Annotated in this window: 16 protein-coding genes and 1 pseudogene; 12 read left to right on the top strand and 5 right to left on the bottom strand. The window is 63.4% G+C overall.

Annotated features, from left to right (window positions below):
• Positions 1-222: 222 nt before the first annotated feature.
• Positions 223-1,023 (bottom strand): annotated as a pseudogene (locus FYJ28_RS02785) (IS110 family transposase); the annotation flags it as partial.
• Positions 1,024-2,553: 1,530 nt separating this feature from the next.
• On the bottom strand, positions 2,554-2,937 hold the full coding sequence (locus FYJ28_RS02790; RefSeq protein WP_055239144.1) for a helix-turn-helix domain-containing protein: 384 nt from the start codon (positions 2,935-2,937) through the stop codon (positions 2,554-2,556).
• A gap of 1,088 nt (positions 2,938-4,025) precedes the next feature.
• Here FYJ28_RS02790 and FYJ28_RS02795 point away from each other — a divergent pair.
• From FYJ28_RS02795 to FYJ28_RS02815, 5 genes are all read left to right on the top strand, one after another.
• Positions 4,026-4,574, top strand: a complete 549-nt coding sequence (locus FYJ28_RS02795) for a hypothetical protein (protein ID WP_055239145.1) — start codon at positions 4,026-4,028, stop codon at positions 4,572-4,574.
• Between the two features lie 562 nt (positions 4,575-5,136).
• A complete protein-coding gene (locus FYJ28_RS02800; RefSeq protein WP_055239146.1) occupies positions 5,137-6,171 on the top strand; it encodes a hypothetical protein in 1,035 nt (344 codons plus the stop codon).
• A gap of 307 nt (positions 6,172-6,478) precedes the next feature.
• The gene (locus tag FYJ28_RS02805; RefSeq protein WP_082413235.1) at positions 6,479-6,592 is read left to right on the top strand and encodes a DUF4244 domain-containing protein; all 114 of its coding nucleotides are present in this window, start codon (positions 6,479-6,481) and stop codon (positions 6,590-6,592) included.
• Positions 6,589-6,951 (top strand): TadE family type IV pilus minor pilin, encoded by a 363-nt coding sequence (locus FYJ28_RS02810; RefSeq protein WP_326831474.1) that lies wholly within the window; start codon positions 6,589-6,591, stop codon positions 6,949-6,951. The genes FYJ28_RS02805 and FYJ28_RS02810 overlap by 4 nt, the downstream gene beginning before the upstream one ends.
• Positions 6,952-6,959: 8 nt before the next feature.
• Positions 6,960-7,367 (top strand): Rv3654c family TadE-like protein, encoded by a 408-nt coding sequence (locus tag FYJ28_RS02815; protein WP_326831525.1) that lies wholly within the window; start codon positions 6,960-6,962, stop codon positions 7,365-7,367.
• A 124-nt stretch (positions 7,368-7,491) separates the two neighbouring features.
• On the opposite strand, the gene FYJ28_RS02820 is transcribed toward FYJ28_RS02815, so the two are convergent.
• On the bottom strand, positions 7,492-9,861 hold the full coding sequence (locus FYJ28_RS02820) for a DEAD/DEAH box helicase (protein ID WP_326831475.1): 2,370 nt from the start codon (positions 9,859-9,861) through the stop codon (positions 7,492-7,494).
• A 69-nt stretch (positions 9,862-9,930) separates the two neighbouring features.
• Positions 9,931-10,581, bottom strand: a complete 651-nt coding sequence (locus FYJ28_RS02825; RefSeq protein WP_055239149.1) for a GNAT family N-acetyltransferase — start codon at positions 10,579-10,581, stop codon at positions 9,931-9,933.
• 83 nt (positions 10,582-10,664) lie between these two features.
• On the opposite strand from FYJ28_RS02825, the gene trhO reads away from it, so the two are divergent.
• A complete protein-coding gene (gene trhO, locus FYJ28_RS02830) occupies positions 10,665-11,558 on the top strand; it encodes an oxygen-dependent tRNA uridine(34) hydroxylase TrhO (RefSeq protein WP_055239150.1) in 894 nt (297 codons plus the stop codon).
• A 99-nt stretch (positions 11,559-11,657) separates the two neighbouring features.
• Here trhO and FYJ28_RS02835 read toward each other — a convergent pair whose 3' ends face one another.
• Positions 11,658-12,257: a TetR/AcrR family transcriptional regulator gene (locus FYJ28_RS02835; protein ID WP_055239151.1), complete on the bottom strand. Its 600-nt coding sequence runs from the start codon at positions 12,255-12,257 to the stop codon at positions 11,658-11,660.
• 129 nt (positions 12,258-12,386) lie between these two features.
• Between FYJ28_RS02835 and FYJ28_RS02840 the strand changes: the two genes are divergently transcribed.
• From FYJ28_RS02840 to FYJ28_RS02860, 6 genes are all read left to right on the top strand, one after another.
• Positions 12,387-13,844, top strand: a complete 1,458-nt coding sequence (locus tag FYJ28_RS02840) for an MDR family MFS transporter (protein ID WP_082413236.1) — start codon at positions 12,387-12,389, stop codon at positions 13,842-13,844.
• 40 nt (positions 13,845-13,884) lie between these two features.
• Entirely contained in the window at positions 13,885-14,283 is a 399-nt protein-coding gene (locus FYJ28_RS17600) for a DUF7059 domain-containing protein (protein WP_326831476.1), read from the top strand.
• Between the two features lie 65 nt (positions 14,284-14,348).
• Positions 14,349-15,383, top strand: a complete 1,035-nt coding sequence (locus tag FYJ28_RS02845) for a hypothetical protein (RefSeq protein WP_326831526.1) — start codon at positions 14,349-14,351, stop codon at positions 15,381-15,383.
• A 163-nt stretch (positions 15,384-15,546) separates the two neighbouring features.
• Positions 15,547-18,264: a type I DNA topoisomerase gene (gene topA, locus FYJ28_RS02850; RefSeq protein WP_326831477.1), complete on the top strand. Its 2,718-nt coding sequence runs from the start codon at positions 15,547-15,549 to the stop codon at positions 18,262-18,264.
• A gap of 86 nt (positions 18,265-18,350) precedes the next feature.
• Positions 18,351-19,400 (top strand): Ppx/GppA phosphatase family protein, encoded by a 1,050-nt coding sequence (locus FYJ28_RS02855; RefSeq protein ID WP_154578250.1) that lies wholly within the window; start codon positions 18,351-18,353, stop codon positions 19,398-19,400.
• Positions 19,397-20,230, top strand: a complete 834-nt coding sequence (locus FYJ28_RS02860; protein WP_154578251.1) for a sugar phosphate isomerase/epimerase family protein — start codon at positions 19,397-19,399, stop codon at positions 20,228-20,230. Before FYJ28_RS02855 ends, FYJ28_RS02860 begins: the two co-directional genes overlap by 4 nt.
• The last annotated feature ends 100 nt before the right edge of the window (positions 20,231-20,330 follow it).

Here is a 20,330-nt window from a genome sequence, read left to right on the forward strand (position 1 = left end):
GGAGGCGGCTCAGTGCGATGACCGGCCACCCAGCTCACGGAGACACCTGACCTGCGCCACTTGCGCCATTTCTGCCGAACAAAAAGTGGCGCAGGCATCCAAGCGCAGCCCAGGCCTGAATTGGCGGGGATCTGAGGGGGAGCACAGGTGGTTGGAGCTCTGTATTTTAAATATTTTAGAAAATAAAAGTGGCGCACCCTACAGGCCTGTGATCTAGCGGATTTCCTCGACGGCCAGGGTCAGGGCATCGAGGCCGGCGCAGGCTGCGTCGAGCTGGCCGAGCAGGGCGGTGAGCTGAGTGCCGAAGGCTGCTTCAACGCCTGGTAATTGATGCATCGCGGCTTCGCGGAGAATCGGGAGGAGACGGGTCACGGTGGCCTCGATGTTCCGGGTCCGGCCGGACTTGAGCAGGATCCGCCGCAACTGGGACCCGGTCAGGACGGCGGCCTGTGACGGGGTGGGGACGGTTCGGAGCAGGAGCCTGGCGGTCGGGCTGCTTAGATCGGATGTGTGGGGGAAGGCCTTCAGTGCCGAGGGATAGTACTCGCGCAGGACGGAACGGATACGGTTGGCGTGCTGCTGCCGATCCCAGACCGCGTCCTGTTGCGCTCGTGCGAGCACTGCAATGGACTGGACCAGTTCCGAGTCTTGAGGCAGAGGACGGTGGGCGTGGCGGTCCGTGCGCAGGATATTGGCCAGTGCCGCGGCGTCTTGGGTGTCGGATTTCTTCCGGGAGACCGTGTGTCGTTCGCGGTATCGAGCCACGGCCATTGGGTTGATGGCGTAGACGTCCCGGCCGCTGGAGCGCAGCGCCGCGACAAGGAGCCCGCGTGTTGTTTCGATGGCCACCGGAATGCGGTCCTCAATCCGGTCTCCGTGCGTGGAAAGCAGGTCTAGCAGTTCCGCTAGTCCCGCTGCCGATTCTGCGACTCGCTGCGAGGACAGCAAACGGCCCTGTGAATCAACGAGTGCGATGTCGTGGTGTCCCTCTGCCCAGTCGATCCCGCAGAACACTTCCGTCATGTGGTTGTTCCTTCCCCTGTGGTGGTAGCTGCAGAGGACCGTTGTGACCTGGGACGGATGCGACCTAATGGTAGAGCTCGATGGCTCGACATCTGATTGGCATTCTTATCCCTGTCGGATGCTGCCGGGGTCGGGTCTTAATGTGAGAACTCTGGGTTTCGGGTTTCTGGTCGAGACTTTGGCCGGCAGCAAGCCCCCGGGGTCAACCTACGTTCCGTGGGGGTGAGGGAGCCAGAGGGACAATCTTTTTCGACGGCTCATGGCCACGGTAACGGGAAGACCTCATCTGACTCCCTCACCTCCCATTAGGTAACGGGGGGGATCCGTGTTGCGCCACTTTTTGGGAAAATGGCGCACTGACCCGGTCAGATCGAGCGGCGTTAGGGCGCGTCGCAGGTGGTCCAGAGCCCCGGCCCTGGACTACGGCGAAGTCCGAGTACGTGAGGTACTGCTCGAACATCATAGGAACGGCGCCGTCTTCGGGGTACTCCGCGGTCGCGTAGCCCTCGTGGACCATCCGCAGGCCCAGGTCCTGGGTGACACCCCGCGCCGGTGATGACGTAGGCCAGCGTGTCCCCGTCCTCGCCGACGGGGTCCTTCAGCTCGGCTTCGTAGGTGACAGCCACCGGTTCGTCGGCGCGCATCAGTCCTTCGAGGTGTGCGGTCGCTTCATCAGCGCCGCACTCGCCACCGGAAGGGGCGTCAGCGCCGAGCATCCGTACTGTGGGGTTAGGTTCCCTGGTGGGGGCTCTGCTGTTCCTGTGCCACTTGTGCCATTTCTGCCAAAACAAAAGTGGCACAGGCCTCGAAAGGGAGCTCAGGCCTGGATTGGCGGGGGTTAGAGGGAACTCACGGCGGGGTTGGAGCTCTATTTTTAGTTATCTTTCGAGAAAAAATGGCACACCCCTACATGCCTGCGATTCCGGGGTTTTTGTCCCCCAAAAGAGGCCGTGTGCCACTTGTGCCACTTTTTTTGAACTTTCTTCTTAGACGCGCGCACGCGCACACGCGCAACTTCTAACCTCGGAGAAAAGTGGCACAAATGGCACAGAGGCGTTTTATGGCCTGTTTTCGTTGATATACCAACAGAAAACACCGTGCCATTTCTGGGAGGAGAAATGGCACGGGTGGTCGGAGGGCGGGCCTCAGAGGGGCCGGAACGCCTTTTCTTTACTGGGATCGGGGCACTGTGCCACTTCTACCCGGAAGTGGCACAGTGTCTTGGCTCCGCTGGCTCTACGGGCCTCGCCTGGCCCAGATCCCGTCCCTAAGTCACGGCAATATCTGCTGCAGAGCGGCACCAGATCGAAGGTCTTCAGGGGGCTGTCTTACTGTGTTCAACAATGCATATAGATATCCCCGCTGGGGCTCATCGATTTGCTCTCCTGCTCTCCCAGCGTCTCCTCCGGAGTGCTGCGACAGAAAAAAGTGCGAAGAGCGCCGGGGAGGGCACCAGTTCATCGCAGCCCACTCCTCCTGCAGACGGGCGGGCTAGATCACGCCCTCGCGTCCAAAGACTTCCGTGGGACCTCATTCCCCGCGCGCTGCCTCAAGTTCTTCCATGCGTCGACGCGTCGCGGAGATAGAGTCTTGTGCATGGTGAGCTTCCTCCTCAGCCTTGCCCAGCCGCCATTGAAGCAGGCTGAGTTCTCGCCTAAGTTCATCAATTTCTTCATCGATGGCGCCCCTGTCTTGCAACAGTGAAGTGAGCGGCACCTGGAGCACGTCTGCGATCGCGACGGCCTCGTCAAGCCGGACTGCCCGTTCGTGCTTCTCTGCCCTGGCAACAGCGCTGGGATCTATGCTGCGTCCGATCCGGTCGGTGATGAGCGCAGCAAGCGCTGCCTGTGACAAACCAGCCCGCTGCCGCTCCACGGTGAGCCTCCGGGCAAATGTCTCTGTTGCGATCGTCATGGCGTGTCCGTTCTCCGCTCAAAGCTTGTGATCAATACATGATGATTTACTGATATTGCGATATTCACATCGTATCGCTATGCTGGAGGTACGAAAGGTCGCGATAACGCTACAGTCCACACACCAGTTCTCTTGGGTGGCGGTGACCACCGATTCCCGGAACGAAGGACGCATGGGACCCCAGTCAGAGGTCCTAAATGTCCACTTCGACCGCATGCCTCCCGGAGGCCCTGTCCAGCGGAAACGACCCGCTTCTCCCGCTACGCGCCGCTCATGAGCGCGGCTGGCCGAAACCGCACACACTTCGCAAGTACGTCCATGCCGGCCGGCTTCCTGCTGTTCGGGCAGGTAAACAGTTCCTGGTCAAGGAATCTGATCTCACCCGGCTGATGCCACAGGTTAGCGCCGCTGGCACCCCGTTTGAGTGTCAGTCTCCTTCCGAAGCCGATCTGACTGACCTCACCGCGCTTGCATCCCGAATGGTCGCCTCCTGGCCGCGGCTTAGCGAACAGCGCAGGATTGAACTGGGCCGCCTACTTGCCACTGGGTGAAACACGTCCTTACATAGGCGAAGCCAGCGGTGTTACTCAAGCGATCAGCCGGACCGCGTCGGAAATCAGTCTGGCTGGACTCCTTGCGGCGAAGGACGTCCTCAATCCGGCTACGACACATCTTCGGCGGTGCGTTTGGAGCATCGCGTCCTGCCTGCCGGAGGCCCGGCATGTCTGGTCGTGGAAGGATCACAAGAGGGTCATCATCTCGCTGACCTTTACCTGAACAGCCGATAACCGGAACACCTCGAAGGCCGGGTCGCAGGGACCGAGCGGTTTGCCTTTTGCATGCACTTCCACCAGCTTTTCTAGCTGGTGGAAGGGGGCGGGAGTCTCGATATGTGTGGAACGCCTGCTTGGAAGCGAACAGAATGCAGACATGCAGCGTCACAATTCATTAGCTGGTGAAAGCTGCGTACGCCTGCTGATATTCTTTTGACTGAGAAATTCCTGCACGTTTCTAGGTTACGCACCCAGGCCCCCGCTCTGCGGGTTTCTTTTTTACAACTTTTAGGGCGACAAGGAAGGTCCATAGCTGTGACCGGCGCTGAGAATAAAGAAATTAAGCATCAGAAACCCGTTCGAGGACAATTCGCGGGGGCTACCTTCTTCGTCGTATGCCTAGCTGCAACTGCCGCCCATTACGGGGCCTACGCCGCTCTCGGCGTCTTGAACGAGGTTGAGTTCAGGCCACTCACGGTGGGGCTGCTGCCATTAACCGCGACAATCGTCATGGGGGTGACATGCCGTAGCTGGAGCCAGTGGCGCAAATGGATCTGGCCTTGGGCGATGGCGGCAGGAGTGCTGGGTTTTATGCTCGCTAACCTGAATTTTTACATGTGGAGCGAGTCCGTGGTGGAGGCAGAGCGCTCGGAAAAGCTGGCTGTGGAACGTGCGGCCAGCGAGGCTGAGTCACGGGCGTGTGAGTACCTTTCCTTGGCCATCGATCAACGTTCAGAAATCGACCAGCACCGGCCGCAGTTCGAGTCAGATGGCACCCCGTGGGGTGACCATTTCGCAAAGCATTTAATGGGAGAAAGCCCGGTGACAGCCAACCTGAGGGAAGAATATGCCCAGTACTGCTAGATGATCAATGAAGTCTGTCGTTGCGTACCGGCGCTCGTGGGCACTGCACTGACCCAGCTCGACACAATTCCGATCAAGGGCCGGGTGCCGCAGGCCAGCGGGGATCAGGACTTATTTGGGTCCGGCTGGAGGGGACATAGACCGGAACGGGTGTGGCACCCGGAACCACATCTTGCCGCGCGACCTGGACTACATCGGGTTTAAACCCGGAACCAGTAGCTGTGTTGTAACGAGTGGCACCCTTCTGGATCCTCAACCGGCGCAGTGATCAGCGTCGTGCGGGGCAGGGCACCTCGAACGCCGTTCGGATCGAACACGTCGACCTGGACCTGAACCTGGACCTGAACAGCTAATAACCGGGACACCTCGACGGACGGGTCAGCTGGATCGGTGCCGTCTCAGTCCGCCGCCAAGTGCTCCCTCAGAGAAAAAAGAGTCGTTAGCCCCTATCGTTCTACCTATGACTGATCCCGCCTTCGCGCTACTTTGGCCACGGCCCCTATTTGAGTGGGAGGCCCGCCGAATCTTAGATCTTCCCTGGGAAACCAAGGATTGGACCTCCATGGTTACTCACCTCTTACTTGAGGCCTACGAAGACGACGAGGTTGCGTCTGCATTTCAATCTGCAATGCCGACCGACGACATCTTCTTGAGCCCTGTAGTACCCAGCAAAAGTATCGCCGCAGCCAGGGCCTGGTTTACTGAATTGCTAAGAGACGAGTCTCGACTGCAGCCCTACAAGGCACCTGTCTACTGGGCTGAGCGAACGGGTGCAAGTGGGACAATAGCGGCCGATAAACCGTACGAGAGCTTCGCCGAGGACTTCTTTGAGCTCATAGACGAATTGCAGGAGGCGGGTTACTTCCCCAAGGTCCTCAAGAAGGATTGCGTCGACGATCCTATTGACTTGGATGACGTGCGAAAGACAATCCGGCGGGCCACTAGATTGGACATCAAGTGGCCCATGACCCCCGGCGATATATTGTCACTCTCAGATGACGCCGTGTACTCACTGGTGGAGTATTTCCACGATCAGGCTCAGCGGCCACGGACTGCCACTCTTCATAGCTATGGCGACTGTGGCCTTCACTTCCAGAATTGGAACAGCCAGACGGGGCAAAGCGTCTACCGCTGGCGCCTCAATGCACTCCTAGAGAACCATGGCGTGCCGCTTCGCATAGGTCCCACAGGTGAAGAGCAAGGACGTCTTATCCGACACTTCGGCTCCCCCTTGGATGACCTCGCAGAGTCAGAAGTCGACAGGCGCGCCGAGGAACCAGAGGACGAGGTCGCTCATGCCGTGAGAAAGTATCGAGCACGCGACGCGTCAGTCGTGGAGAAGCGCTCTGCAATCGTGATGCTCTACGGCGAGATGGAGCCGAAACGGAAAAGGATCGAGAGCACGCTTTCTTCGTCTGACGCAAGCGACCTCTTCAGGATCGCGAACAAGTTTAACCTGAGACACCGAGGACAATCCCAGCAGACAGAGTATGGAGAGGAGTTCCTAGACTGGGTGTTCTGGACTTGTTTGGCCACTCTCCGGCTGTTGGTGGATCTGGACACTTCTGGGCCACCTTCGGGAAATCGTGTGGAATAAGAGGTGTCATCTAGTGGACATCGGCTGCCTGATGTCTGCTTCGACTTCCACCATCCGGCCTTCCAACCCGATGAGGCCAACTCCGGCGTTTGTGGAGGCTCCCTCCCCGGAATAAGCCGAGAACCCTGGGATTCATCGACACATACAATGACATTTCTGTTGCAAGTAGCGGTTCAGGGTTGTCAGCTGAACGCCCAGAGAATGTGCGCGCTCCCCTGGCTCAGGCCATGCTCAGTGCGCGACTGCCGGGCGGTCTCCGCCTCCGAGAGGCCACGTAGACCGATGGCAGCCCAAAGTACGCTTTACTGTGATCACGGTAGCCGCCGTGGCTTTTGCTGCACTTCTGGTAGCCGTGCTGAGTTCCGGTGACGTCCGCGAAATGCTCATGTCGCTCATCAGGGCGGCCCTGAGTTTCGGGTGAGACCCGTCGAACGCCGGCTCGGTGGTGAGGCAGGCACCGTCACGGCAGAGCTGGCTGTTGCAATGCCTGCCGTGGCGGTCCTCCTGGCCGGGCTGCTGACCGGGGCTGCGGCTGGAATTACCCAGCTTCGCCTGGAGGAAGCGGCACGGGCGGCAGGCCGGGCGGTAATGCGCGGAGATGCGGCCGCGGCGGGCGCATCAGTCACCCGCCTGGCCGGGCAGCGGGCGTCGCTTGAATTGGCTGTGGAGGGGGAGTGGGTGCAGGTGCGGGTTTCTTCACCGTTGGACGCTCCGCTCCTGGAGCATCTGCCGGTCACCCTGCAGGCCAGGGCCTCCGTCCTGCCGGATCAGCTGCCGTGAGCAGGCAGGTGCGCTGGGGCAGCATTCCCGCAGGGTACGGAGACGGGAACGACTCTGGCTCTGGAACTGTCATGGCGCTCGGGACGGTGCTGGGGGCGATAGTCCTGTTTCTGGGGGTTCTGCTCCTCGTCCAGGCGACCATTGGAGCAGCCCGTGCGGGGGCGGCTGCGGACCTGGCGGCATTGGCCGGAGCCGACACCATAAGGGGCCTGCGCCCAGGGGACCCCTGCGACGTCGCGGCCGAAGTAGCGGCCCGGAACGCTGCGGAACTCTCGGCATGCGTTCCCGACCCCGGTGCCCGCACTGTCGTGGTCTGGGTTCAGGCCTCGGCGGCATCACTGCTGCCTTGGCCGGCCACTGCACAGGCACGGGCCGGGCCGCCGGGACCGCCCAGGAGCAGCGAGGGGGTGGGATGAGGGGAGCAGCGAGGGGCGGGGTGAGGGGAGCGGCGAGGATCCAGTCATGGGGTGCGGCCGGGAGGATAGAGGCGAAGGAAGTTATCGCCCTCACATCCGCTGGGGGCTGCACTGCCACAGGGAGTCAGTCCCGGGCGCCGGTGCCAGCCGATACCCGGTTGCCTGCTTCGGTGCGGCCGGGTGCATCCGCCAGCAGCACCTCGATCAGAGTCACGGCGCCCTTTTTGTCCAGGGGGTTGTTCTTGTTCCCGCACTTGGGGGACTGCACGCAGGACGGGCAGCCGCCCTCGCACTCGCAGGCCCGGATGGCATCCCGGGTGGCGGTGAGCCAGATGGTGGCAGCCTCGTAGGCGCGCTCCGCGAAGCCGGCCCCGCCCGGGTGGCCGTCGTACACAAAGATCGTCGGCTTGCCGGTGTCAGCGTGCAGGGCGGTGGAAACGCCGCCAATGTCCCAGCGGTCCGATGTTGCCACGAGGGGCAGCATTCCGATCGAGGCATGCTCGGCAGCGTGCAGCGAACCGGGGAAGTCAGCCGCGGCCAGACCTGCCCCCAGCAGCAGCTTCTCGTCAATGATGAACCACACGGCCTTGGTGAACAGCTCCTTGGCCTCGAGCTCCAGCGGTTCCTCTCCCAGAATCTCGTTGGAAACCAGGGCCTTGCGCTGGAAGGAGACAACCTGCGTGGTCACCTTCACCGTGCCGAAGCACATCTGGACCTCGCCCCACTGCTCGGTCCGCTCAGTCTCCATGACTTCGATCTGGGTGACGTCCCGGGCCTGGGTGTAGAACTCCGGATTGGCCCGGGTCACCACCGCACAATGGTCCGCTTCGTTCAGCTCTTCAACCAGGAAGGTCTGCCCCTGATGTACATACACGGCCCCCGTGTGCGCCTGGTACTGGCTCTGGGCCCCGTCCATGGTGCCCAGCAGGGTGCCAGTCTCCGCTTCCACAATGTTGATCGGGCCACCCCCGGCTGCCCGCAGGTTCACCATCGAAGCAGCGCTCTCCGCATGGGTCCAGAACCAGCCGGCAGGACGGCGCCGCAGGTAACCCTGGGCCACCAGCTGATCCAGCAGGCCGGCGGCAGCCGGCCCGAACAGCTCACGCTCATCCGGCGTCAACGGAAGCTCGGCCGCAGCCGCGCACAGGTGCGGTCCCAGCACGTACGGATTGGACGGGTCGAAGACGGTCGCTTCTACGGAAATATCGAAGATCGCCTCCGGGTGGTGCACCAGGTACGTGTCCAGCGGATCATCGCTGGCCACAAATGCCGCCAGGGCGTCCTGTCCGGACCGGCCGGCCCGGCCGATCTGCTGGAACAGGGATGCCCGGGTTCCCGGCCAGCCTGCCACCAGCACGGCGTCGAGCCCGGAAATGTCGATTCCGAGTTCCAGCGCCGAGGTGCTCGCGATTCCCAGCAGCTGGCCGCTGCGCAGCTGGTTCTCCAACTCCCGGCGTTCCTCTGGCAGATATCCGGACCGGTACGCAGCGACCCGGCCGGGGAGGGACGGATGGACTTCATCCAGCAACCGCCGGGTTATGGTGGCGATGGTTTCAGCGCCCCGGCGGGACTTGATAAAGGCAATGGTCCGCACCTGGGCGGCCACGAGGTTGGCCAGCAGGTCAGAGGTTTCCGCGATCACCGTGCGGCGCTCGCGGGCACCGTTTTCACCCTTGCCATCAGTGAGCTGCGGCTCCCACAAAGCCACGGTGGTCGCCCCGTGAGGGGAATAGTCCCGGGTGACGGCATCAACCGCGCTGCCGATCAGCCGGCCAAAGGACTGGGCAGGATCCGCGGACGTGGCGGACGCGCCAATAAAGATGGGGTCCGCCCCGTAATAACGGCAGATCCGGCGAAGCCGCCGCATCAGGTTGGCGACGTTCGAGCCGAACACGCCCCGGTAGCTGTGGGCCTCGTCAATGACCACGTACTTCAGCCGGCGGAAGAACCGGGCCCACCAGGCGTGGTTGGGGAGCACCCCGAAGTGGAGCATGTCCGGGTTGGCCAGGACCATGTTCGCGTGGTCGCGGATCCAGCGCCGGGCACCCGGATCAGTGTCGCCGTCGTAGGTTTCGGCTCGGAGCGTCGGAAGATGCAGGGAATTCAGGGCCGCCAGCTGGTCTGCGGCGAGGGCCTTGGTAGGGGAGAGGTACAGGGCCACGGACCCCGTCGGTTCCAGGGAAATCCGGTCGTCCAAGGCGGTGCGGTAGATTTCGTCCAGGACCGGCAGCTGGTAGGCCAGCGACTTTCCGGAAGCGGTGCCGGTGGAGATGATCGTGTGCCGGCCGGAATGCGCTGCCTCAGCGGCTTCCGCCTGGTGCCGCCACGGAGTATGGACGCCCAGGCGCCCGTACGCTTCAACGAGGTCGGGATGCACCCATTCCGGCCAGGGAACGGTTTGGGCCTCACGCGCCGGAATCTCGTGCAGATGGACCAGCTGCTCGGGGTCGGCACCGCCGCCAAGCAGCGGGATGAGGGAATCGTGAATGGCCACGCGGCCATTGTCCCACCGGTACCCGTGCGTTCGGGACACGGATACCGGCCGGTCCGCGGCGGGCGAAATCTACAGCCGCGGCTCAAACATCATGACGCTTGCAAGGGACTCCCAGCCCAGATAGCGGTACAGCTCCAGGCCTGTTGCGGGAGAGATCAGCAGCCCTGTCTCGGCATCATGTTCCAGGGCCAGTGCGGTCAGGGCCCGCATCACGTAACTGCCCAGCCCCTGGCGGCGGAAGTCCGGCTCGGTGGCAATCTGGTCATAGACGGCAAACCCGTCAACCACTGCCACATGTCCGCGGGCCGCCGGGATCTCCCCGAAGCTGACCTCCACCCGTCCGCCGGTGCCGCTGCGGAAGGTCTGGGCCGTGTAGCTGTCCGGCGGAATTGGATCCTCAATGTCCTGTCCTTCCATGGGCAGGACCATAAAGACCTCATCCGTGGACCGGACAGACAATCCGTAGACGTTGGCGGCACCGTACAGATCGGCCACCCGGGACGTCACGATGGTGAACAGCCGCCCGGCCCCCTGCCTGGCCGATGACGCCAGCGCCGCGAACTCGTCATGGGACGGCTCAAGGGCGAAATACTCCCAGTCATTGGTTTTATCGTGCAGGAAAGCGGCCGGAAACCGACCCTCATGGCGGGTCTGGTAGCCACGGGCTTTGGCCCACCCGGTTACCCAGGTCTCCAGGAGATCATCGGTTAGTCCGTTCATGGAGAAACCCTAGCCCCCGCCTGCCACGCGCGGGAGGGCAGACCGGTAAAACCGGATTTCGCCCGCCGGTCTACCCTTAATACGTGGCCCTGAATCGAATTGCTCTCTATTACGCCTTCACCCCTCTTGCCGATCCGGAAGCGATCCGGCTCTGGCAGCGTGCGCTGTGTGAAAAGCTCGGCCTGCGCGGCCGGATCCTCGTCTCCAAGGACGGCATCAACGGAACCGTCGGCGGTGAACTCAGCGCCGTCAAGGCCTATGTCAAAGCAACCCGCGAGTACCCTGCGTTCAAGAAAATGGACATCAAGTACTCCGAAGGCTCGGCCGAGGACTTCCCGCGCCTGAGCGTGAAGGTCCGCCCCGAGATCGTGAGCTTCGGCGCCCCCGGCGAATTGAAGGTGGATGAGAACGGCGTGGTAGGCGGCGGGACGCACCTGCGCCCGGAAGAACTGCATGAGCTGGTGGAGAAGAAGCGTGCAGATGGAGAAGACGTTGTTTTCTTCGACGGCCGCAACGCCTTTGAAGCCCAGATCGGCAAGTTCAAGGGCGCTGTTGTCCCGGATGTTTCGACCACCCACGACTTCATCAAGGAACTTGAGTCGGGCAAGTACGACGACCTGAAGGACAAGCCCGTGGTCACGTACTGCACCGGCGGCGTGCGCTGCGAAGTGCTTTCCGCGCTAATGGTGAACCGGGGGTTCTCCGAGGTCTACCAGATGCAGGGCGGAATCGTCCGCTACGGAGAAACCTATGGGGACAAAGGCCTCTGGGAGGGTTCGCTTTATGTCTTCGACAAGCGGATGCACATGGAGTTCACGGACGACGCCGTCACCATCGGTGAGTGCGTGCGGTGCCACGCGCCCACGAGCAAGTTCGAAAACTGCTCCAACCCCTCCTGCCGCAAGCTGACCCTTTACTGCGCCGAGTGCGCCGCGGATCCCTCAACACTGCGCTGCCCGGACGGCTGCGAAGCCTAATTTCAGGCCCGCGGCCTTCCGGACCCGGAGGCATTGTGGCACCGGCAGCTGGGACACTCCGGCAGTGCACCGACGTGCAGTGCAGCTACGTCCGTGCAGCTATTTCCCGAAGGCAGCCGGAGCAGTAGCTTCGGCGAGGCTCGCCACAGCCTGCTCGAAAAGCGCTGCAGGATCTGAGGCCCTGCCGGCGCTTTCCTCACGGGCAAAGCACTGCCAGGCGATGCGCCACGTACAGGCAACGAGTTCCGCCAGGACCTGTGCCTGCATCGTTTCCAGCAGGCCCCGTTCCTGCAGCGACTTACTGAGCACGGTCACCAGATGCATCTCCTGGCGGGACACTGCCTGCAGCAGCCTCGGCTCACGCAGCAGCAGCCGGGAGATGCGTTTGAATTCGGACTGCTCAACCTCGTAGGCGAACTGCTGCCTGGACGCATCCATCAGCTCGCGGAGGATCCGCGCCGGGGACCAGGAAGACTGCAGCTCACGGGCCAGAAGTGACCCGAGCAGTTCCCCCTGCCCGGGTACGGCGGCCGCTTCCTTGGAATCGTAGTAACGGAAGAATGTCCGCTCGGAAATGCCGGCCTGCTCCGCGATACGGGCAACCGTGGTGGCATCCATCCCGGCTGTCTCCAGCAGGTCCAGGGTTGCCAGCTGGATGTCACGCCTTGTGGCGGCCTTACGGTCTTCGCGTTTTCCCACGCCGTCCCAGCTTTCTTCGCAGTGCACGAGTGCTTGTGTTCTGTCACAGTATGCCACTTCGATTATAGAAAAGATGGCAGAGTGTGACAGTATTTTCCGGTTCAAGTCCAACAGAAACCGAGGGAATCCTTGAGTCACGAAAGCACCACCGCTGAACTGGACGGAAAGCCAGCCGCTCCGCCCCGTCCGGCACTTTCCACAAAACAGCTGACCGGAATCATCGGGGCGCTGGCGCTGGCCGCGTTCCTGATGATCCTGAACGAGACAGTCCTGACCGTGGCACTGCCCTCGATCATGGCGGACCTGCAGGTCACCGCCGCAGCGGGGCAGTGGCTGACCACCGGGTTCCTGCTGACCGTGTCTGTAGTGATTCCCACGACCGGGTTCCTCCTGCAGCGCTTCACCACCCGGAGCCTGTTCATCTTTGCACTCTCGAGCTTCCTGGTCGGCACGCTGCTGGCCATCTTCGCGCCCACCTTCGCAGTGCTGCTGGTGGCCCGGATTATCCAGGCCGTCGGCACGGCCATTGTGCTGCCGCTGCTGATGACCACCACGCTCACGCTCGTCCCCATGCACAAGCGCGGAGCCATCATGGGCCTGAACTCGATCGTCATCTCCGTTGGTCCCGCAGTTGGCCCCACCGTCTCCGGCGCAATTGTGAACGCGTTCAGCTGGCACTGGATCTTCGTGCTGATGACACCACTGGCGGTAATCATCCTGCTGCTCGGGATTATCTTCATCAAGATCCCCTCATCCACCCGCAAGCTGCCGGTGGATGTGCCCTCGGTGATTCTCTCCGCACTGGCATTCGGATTCCTGGTCTACGCGATCTCCAGCCTGGAACATGCATCAGAGAACCTCGTCCTGCTCGGCGCCAGCGTTGTGGTCGGCGCCGGCTCCCTGGCGCTGTTCATCAAACGGCAGATCGTCCTGACCCGGTCCGGCCGTGAACTGCTGAACCTGGCACCCTTCCGGAACCGGAACTTCACCATCAGCGTCGTCCTCATCATGGTCGCAATGGGAACCCTTCTCGGCACCGTCGTGATCGTGCCGATCATGCTCCAGACCGGCCGTGGCCTGGATACCCTGACCATCGGCATGATGCTCCTCCCCGGCGGACTGGTCCAGGCCGCCGTCGGGCCCGTTTTTGGCCGCGTTTTTGACCGCTTCGGCCCCCGCCCGGTGCTCATTCCCGGTGCCGCGATGCTGGCGCTGGGCCAATGGCTGTACGTCGGTGTTACACCGGAGTCCCCGCTCTGGGTCTTCACCGTCTCCCACATCGTGTTCAGCATTGGCCTGGCCATGCTGATGACCGGGCTGCTTTCCGCCGCCCTGGCCACAGTGGAGCCCCGGCTCTACGGGCACGGATCGGCCATCTTCAACACCGGCCAGCAGCTCGGCGGCGCAATCGGCACCACCATCTTCGTGACGGTACTGTCCATGCTCTCCGCGGCGAAACTCGACGCAGGCTCTGAACTGGCGGACTCGCTGTTCTCCGGCGGCCACACGGCCTTCATCATCGGCGCTCTGCTGGCCACCGCCGCCGTCGTCCTGGCCCCGTTCATCAAGATTCCCCGCCGGGCCTAAAGCGGAGGGGAGGAGCGGGCACGGAACCTAGACTGGAGGAGTGACTGACTTCTCCTGTGTTCCGGGCACCCCGCAAAGCTCAAACCTCCCCCTGCTGGCTGCGCTCGCCGCTGACCTCCAGGACGCCGGCTACACGGTCGACGGCGTCGCCGCCTTCCTCGGCGAAGAGGCAAACGCTGCGCTTGGCCGGGACCAGCTGGTCCCGGCCATGCTCGCTTGCCGTGAAGCAGCCGCCGCCGGCACCGCAACCGCGGTAGCCGCGGCGGTGGCGCTGTGGCTGGTGGGGGAGTCCGTGCCTGTAGAGCAGGCGGACGAGGCCTTCCCCCGGACCGGTGCCGCAGGCCTGAGGGAACTCGGACTGGCCGAAAAGGATCCGGCAGCCCCGGAGCTCCTGCGCGCCGCCGTGGACCTGCGCCCCTATGAATTCGAAACCAGCTGAGCCTGCGCGCTCCGGCGGACCGGGCACTGGACCTGGGCACCGGCTGCGGAATCCAGGTCTTCCACCTGCTCGGGCACGCCCGGCACGTCACGGCTACGGACATCTCCGAACGGGCACTGGGCTTCACCAGGTTCAACCTGGTGCTCAATGCCCCCTCGCTGGGCCTGGATCCTGAACATCTCCAGGAGCGGGTGGACCTGCGGCTTGGCAGCATGCTGGAGCCCGTAGCAGGGGAACAGTTTGACCAGGTGGTATCCAACCCGCCGTTCGTAATTACTCCGCGGGTGCCGGGTGAGGAAGCCGAAGACCGCTTTACGTACCGGGACGGTGGGCTGCCGGGAGACGGGATCGTCTCCGGTCTCTTCCGGGACCTCGAATCCGTCCTTGCGCCTGGAGGCACTGTCCAGATGCTCGGCAACTGGGAGATCCAGGGCCCGGAGGACAGCAAGGACGCCTGGAACGCACGGCTTCGTTCCTGGCTGCCGGACACAATGGACGCCTGGGTTATCCAGCGTGAAGTCCTCAGCCCCGCTGAATATGCCGAAATGTGGCTCAGGGACGCGGCCGAGAACCGTGACCGGGCTGAGTATGCGGCCTCCTACGCCGCGTACCTGCAGGATTTCGCCTCGCGCGGGACCACAGGCATCGGCTTCGGCACGGTGTGGATGCGCCGGAGGATGGACCCGAAGTCGGCCCCGCTGCGCCGCTTCGAGGAAATCACCCACCCCCTTGAGTCGCCCCTTGCCCCGCACCTCGCTGCCTCCGTCGAACGCTTCGACTGGACCCGGGAGCACCCTGACCTGGCAGCCGAGCATCTGGTAGTGGCGGATGACGTCACCGAGGAACGCCACGCCCGCCCCGGCGCAGAGCACCCCGGTGTGATCCTGCTCCGCCAGGGAGCCGGGCTGCGGCGGACCAACCTGATGAGTACCGAACTGACCGGATTTGTGTCAGCGTGCGACGGTGAGCTGCCCGCCGGAGCGATCATCGCCGCCCTGGCAGCGCTGCTGGGCCGTGAGGACCCGGAGTTCGGCCCCGCGCTGGAAGAAGAGGTACGCAACCTGGTCCTGGACGGGTTCCTTCTGCCGGCGGAGCAGTAAGGCAGCGCACACCGAAATTGGTCTGCGTCTGCCCGGCTGTGCAGTTATGGTTACCCTTGTGCTTGGGGATTCCCCATACTGTCTAAGGATGAGCGAGCCTGCGGAGCCCTGCCCGTGCCATCCCTCATCCGCTTTTTGATCCACCCCCGTACGTAGGAGAACAGTGCCAGTTAAGGCAACGGACAAGTCGACCGGCAAGAAGAAGAAGCTGGTAATTGTCGAGTCACCGGCCAAAGGCAAGACGATCGCCGGCTATCTCGGCGACGGCTTCGAGGTCACGGCATCGATGGGTCATATCCGTGACCTGCCCCAGCCCTCGGACCTTCCCGCAGAGTTGAAGAAGACCTCCGTGGGTAAGTTCGCCGTTGACCTGGACAAGGACTTCGAGCCCTACTACGTCGTCTCCTCGGACAAGAAGAAGAAAGTCGCGGAACTCAAGGCCGCGCTCAAGGACGCCGACGAACTCTATCTCGCAACTGACGGTGACCGCGAAGGCGAAGCCATCGCGTGGCACCTGCTGCAGGTGCTCAAGCCCAAGGTTCCCGTCCATCGCCTGACCTTCCCGGAAATCACCAAGGAAGCGATCCAGCGGGCGCTGCAGGAAATGCGTGACATCGACATTTCAATGGTCGATGCCCAGGAAACCCGCCGCATCCTGGACCGCCTCTACGGCTACGAGATTTCCCCTGTTCTCTGGCGCAAGGTGGCCCGAGGCCTTTCCGCCGGCCGGGTTCAGTCCGTGGCAACCCGCCTCGTCGTAGAGCGCGAACGGGAGCGCATGGCGTTCCGCTCCGCCTCCTACTGGGACCTGCTCGGCACCTTCGCCACTGCCTCTTCCGAGTCCTTCAAAGCCCGGCTGACCTCGGTCGACGGCGCCCGGATCGCTTCCGGCAAGGACTTCACCGACCGCGGTGAACTCAAGTCCAAGAACGTCACCCACCTGGATGAAGCGGCAGCTCTCTCGCTGGCCGAGGGCCTGCAGTCGGCGTCGTTCACTGTCCGCTCACTTGAAACCAAGCCGTACACCCGCCGCCCGGCAGCGCCCTTCACCACCTCCACGCTGCAGCAGGAAGCCAGCCGCAAGCTGCGCTTCTCTTCGCGCGTGACCATGCAGGTGGCACAGCGCCTGTATGAAAACGGCTACATCACCTATATGCGTACCGACTCCTCGGCGCTTTCGGACCAGGCCATTAACGCGGCGCGCCGCCAGGCTTCGGAACTGTACGGACCCGAATACGTTCCGGAAGCCCGGCGCGTCTACAAGGGCAAGTCCAAGAATGCGCAGGAAGCCCACGAGGCCATCCGCCCCGCCGGTGACTCCTTCCGCACACCGGCCCAGGTTGCGTCCTCGCTGCGCGGCGACGAGTTCAAGCTGTACGAGCTGATCTGGAAGCGCACCGTCGCCTCCCAGATGGCAGACGCCAAGGGCTCGACGGCGTCCGTCAAGCTCGGCGCAGTCTCCGCCGACGGGCGGGACGCCGAGTTCTCCGCTTCCGGCACCGTCATCACGTTCCGCGGCTTTATGGCCGCTTACGAGGAAGGCCACGACGCCACCCGGGATGAAGACGAAGGTTCCGAGGGCGGCCGCCTGCCCATCCTGAAAAAGGATGATCCGCTGACCGCTGCCGAGCTGGGCGCAATCGGCCACGAGACCTCCCCGCCGCCGCGCTTCACCGAAGCTTCGCTGGTGAAGACGCTGGAAGAGCTGGGAATTGGGCGTCCGTCAACGTACGCGGCCACCATCTCCACGATCATGGACCGCGGTTACGTGACCCAGCGGGGCCAGGCACTGGTGCCCAGCTGGATCGCGTTCTCCGTAGTCCGGCTGCTGGAGGAGCACTTCACGGACTACGTGGACTACGACTTCACTGCCGAAATGGAAGAGGACCTGGACCGCATTGCCCGCGGCGAAGCCGGCCGGGTTGAGTGGCTGAACCAGTTCTACTACGGCGACCGCGTGGACACGGGCCTGCACACGATCGTCAACGACCTCGGTGAGATCGACGCCCGCGCGGTGAACTCCATCGAAATCGCGGACGGCATTGTGCTGCGCGTAGGAAAGTTCGGCCCGTACCTGGAGCGGCCGCTGCCGGCGGATGCCCCGGAAGGTACCGAGCCCGAGCGCGCCAACGTTCCCGAGGACCTGGCCCCGGATGAGCTGACCGCCGAGAAGGCGATTGAGCTGATGAACACCGCCGGACCCGAGGAACGTGTCCTGGGCGAGGATCCGGAAACGGGCCGAACCATTGTGGCCCGCAACGGCCGCTACGGTCCGTACGTCATTGAACTCATTCCCGAGCCCACGGCTGAGGAACTGGCCAACCAGCCGGTTGAGTATTACAAGAACGGCAAGCCCAAGCCCCCGAAGAAGCCTGCCAAGGTGAAGCCGCGCACGGGTTCGCTGTTCAAGTCCATGAGCGTGGAAACGGTCACCCTGGAAGAGGCGCTGAAGCTGATGAGGCTGCCCCGCGTGCTGGGCACCGACGCTGAAGGCAACGAGATCACGGTGCAGAACGGCCGGTTCGGTCCCTACCTGAAGAAGGGCACGGATTCCCGGTCGATCGGCTCCGAGGAGGAGATCTTCACGATCACCCTCGAGCAGGCCCTGGAGATCTACTCGCAGCCCAAGCAGCGCGGGGGACGCCAGGCAGCGGCGCCGCTGGCAGAGTTCGGCACCGACCCCGTCTCGGAGAAGCCTGTGGTGGTCAAGGACGGCCGGTTCGGTCCGTACATCACCGACGGCATCACCAACATCACTGTTCCGCGGTCCATGGCCATCGAGGAGCTGACCCGGGAACGGGCTCTGGAACTCCTGGCCGAGAAGCGTGAGAAGGGTCCGGCCAAGAAGCCGGTCCGCAAGCGCGCCGCAGCGAAGAAGTAGGCGGTGCCGCCTGCCGTGCATCTGGTCCGGTTCCCTGCGCGGGACCGTGGACAGGTGCACGGCAGCTGCCGACGCATAATGGGATCATGCGGCTAGGAGTCCTGGACGTCGGGTCCAACACTGTGCATCTGCTCTTGGTGGATGCCCATCCCGGCGCGCGCCCCGTTCCGTTCGCCTCCCACAAACGTCCCCTGCAGCTGGTCTCCCACCTGGATGACCAGGGTGCAATCACCGGGGCAGGCCAGCGACTTCTGGTGGAGTTTGTGGTGCAGGCCCGTGACTTCGCCGTCCGTCACCACGCCCAGGATCTCCTCGCCTTCAGCACTTCCGCCATCCGCGAGTCCGCCAACGGGCCGGACGTGCTGGAGTACGTGGAACTGCAAACCGGTGTTGCCCTGACAGAACTCAGCGGCCGGCAGGAAGCCTCCATGACCTATTTGGCGGCCCGCCGCTGGTTTGGCTGGGGTGCCGGTTCACTGCTGGACCTGGATATTGGCGGCGGCTCCTTCGAAATGGCGCAGGGACTGGACGAACTGCCCGACGTCGCGGTCTCGGTCCCGCTGGGGGCGGGCAGGCTGACCAGGGACTGGCTGCGGGACGATCCGCCCTCAGCAGCGTCCCTGGACGCGCTGCGCGGCTATATTCGCGGCGTCGTGCAGGAAGCCTCGTCCGAATTCGCCGAATACGGTGCACCTGACCTCGCCGCTGGAACTTCCAAGACCTTCCGCTCCCTCGCCCGGCTCACCGGGGCCGCGCCTTCTGCCGCCGGTCCGTATGCCCGCCGCAAGCTGCGCCGCGCTGACCTCACGGGGCTCATCCCGCGGTTGGCGGGAAGAACTGCGGCGCAGCGTTCAGAGCTCGACGGCGTCTCCGTGCTTCGTGCCCCGCAGGTGCTCGCCGGGGCGCTTGTGGCGGAGGCCGCCATGGAAGCCTTCAACCTAAAGTCCCTGAGCATTTGCCCCTGGGCACTGCGCGAGGGACTGATCCTGCAGCGTTTCGACGCGCTGCGCTTTGACACCCTGCATCTTGACCCACCGGGCCGGCTTCCGGCCGGGCACCAGAGCCTCACGCCGGAACCGGCCGGGGCACTGGTCCTGGCTGCCGCCGGCGAACCGAACGGAAGTGCACCACTATGACACTGACCTCCCCCCGCAATGTGCCCACCGGAACCCACCTGCCGCAGATTCCGGTGGCACTTTCCAGTTCCTCGGTCTACCCGCTTTCCGTCCACGACACGTTCGCCGTTGCCCATGACCTGGGCTACGACGGCGTGGAGGTGATGGTGACCGGCAGCCAGATCAGCCGTAACCCCGAGACCATCCGGGGCCTGAGCGAGCGGTACCACATGCCGGTGCTGGCCATCCACGCGCCGACGCTGCTGCTGACGCAGCAGGTATGGGGGAAGGCCTGGACCAAGATCGAGCTCTCGGCTGCCATGGCTGCGGAGGTGGGTGCCAGCACGGTTGTGGCGCATCCACCGTTCCGCTGGCAGTCAGGCTACGCAGAGAACTTTGCCGAAGGGGTCCGCAGGATCGCTGACGAGTACGGCGTCACGATAGCCGTTGAAAACATGTATCCCTGGCGGGTAAGGGGACGGGAAGCGAAGGCCTACCTGCCGCACTGGAATCCGCTGCCCGAGCCCTATGAGCACGTGACCTGGGACTTCTCCCACGCGGCGATTGCAGGCATGGATTCCTATGAAGAGATCCGCAAACTGGGCAGCCGGCTCAGCCACGTGCACCTGACGGACGGCACTCCAAACGGCAGGGACGAGCACCTGCTGCCGGGGGAAGGGACCCAGCGCTGCGCTGAGGCGCTGCAGTATCTTTCCGAAACCGGATACACCGGCACCGTGGCCATCGAAGTGAGCACCCGGAAAGCCAAGGAGCCGGGGGAGCGGGAAGAGATGCTGCGCCAGACTCTCGAGTTCGCCCGGGTAAACCTGAACCAGGTGCTGGACGAATAGGGCTTAAACGAGCGGGTGCCGGCGATTGCCTCGGGACGGTTGGGGGGAAACGTCCACGAATCGCCGGCACCACGGGGCCGTTACCGGCCCTTCATCACTC

Source organism: Arthrobacter sp. BL-252-APC-1A, assembly GCF_009696625.1.
Taxonomy (GTDB): Bacteria; Actinomycetota; Actinomycetes; order Actinomycetales; family Micrococcaceae; genus Arthrobacter_B.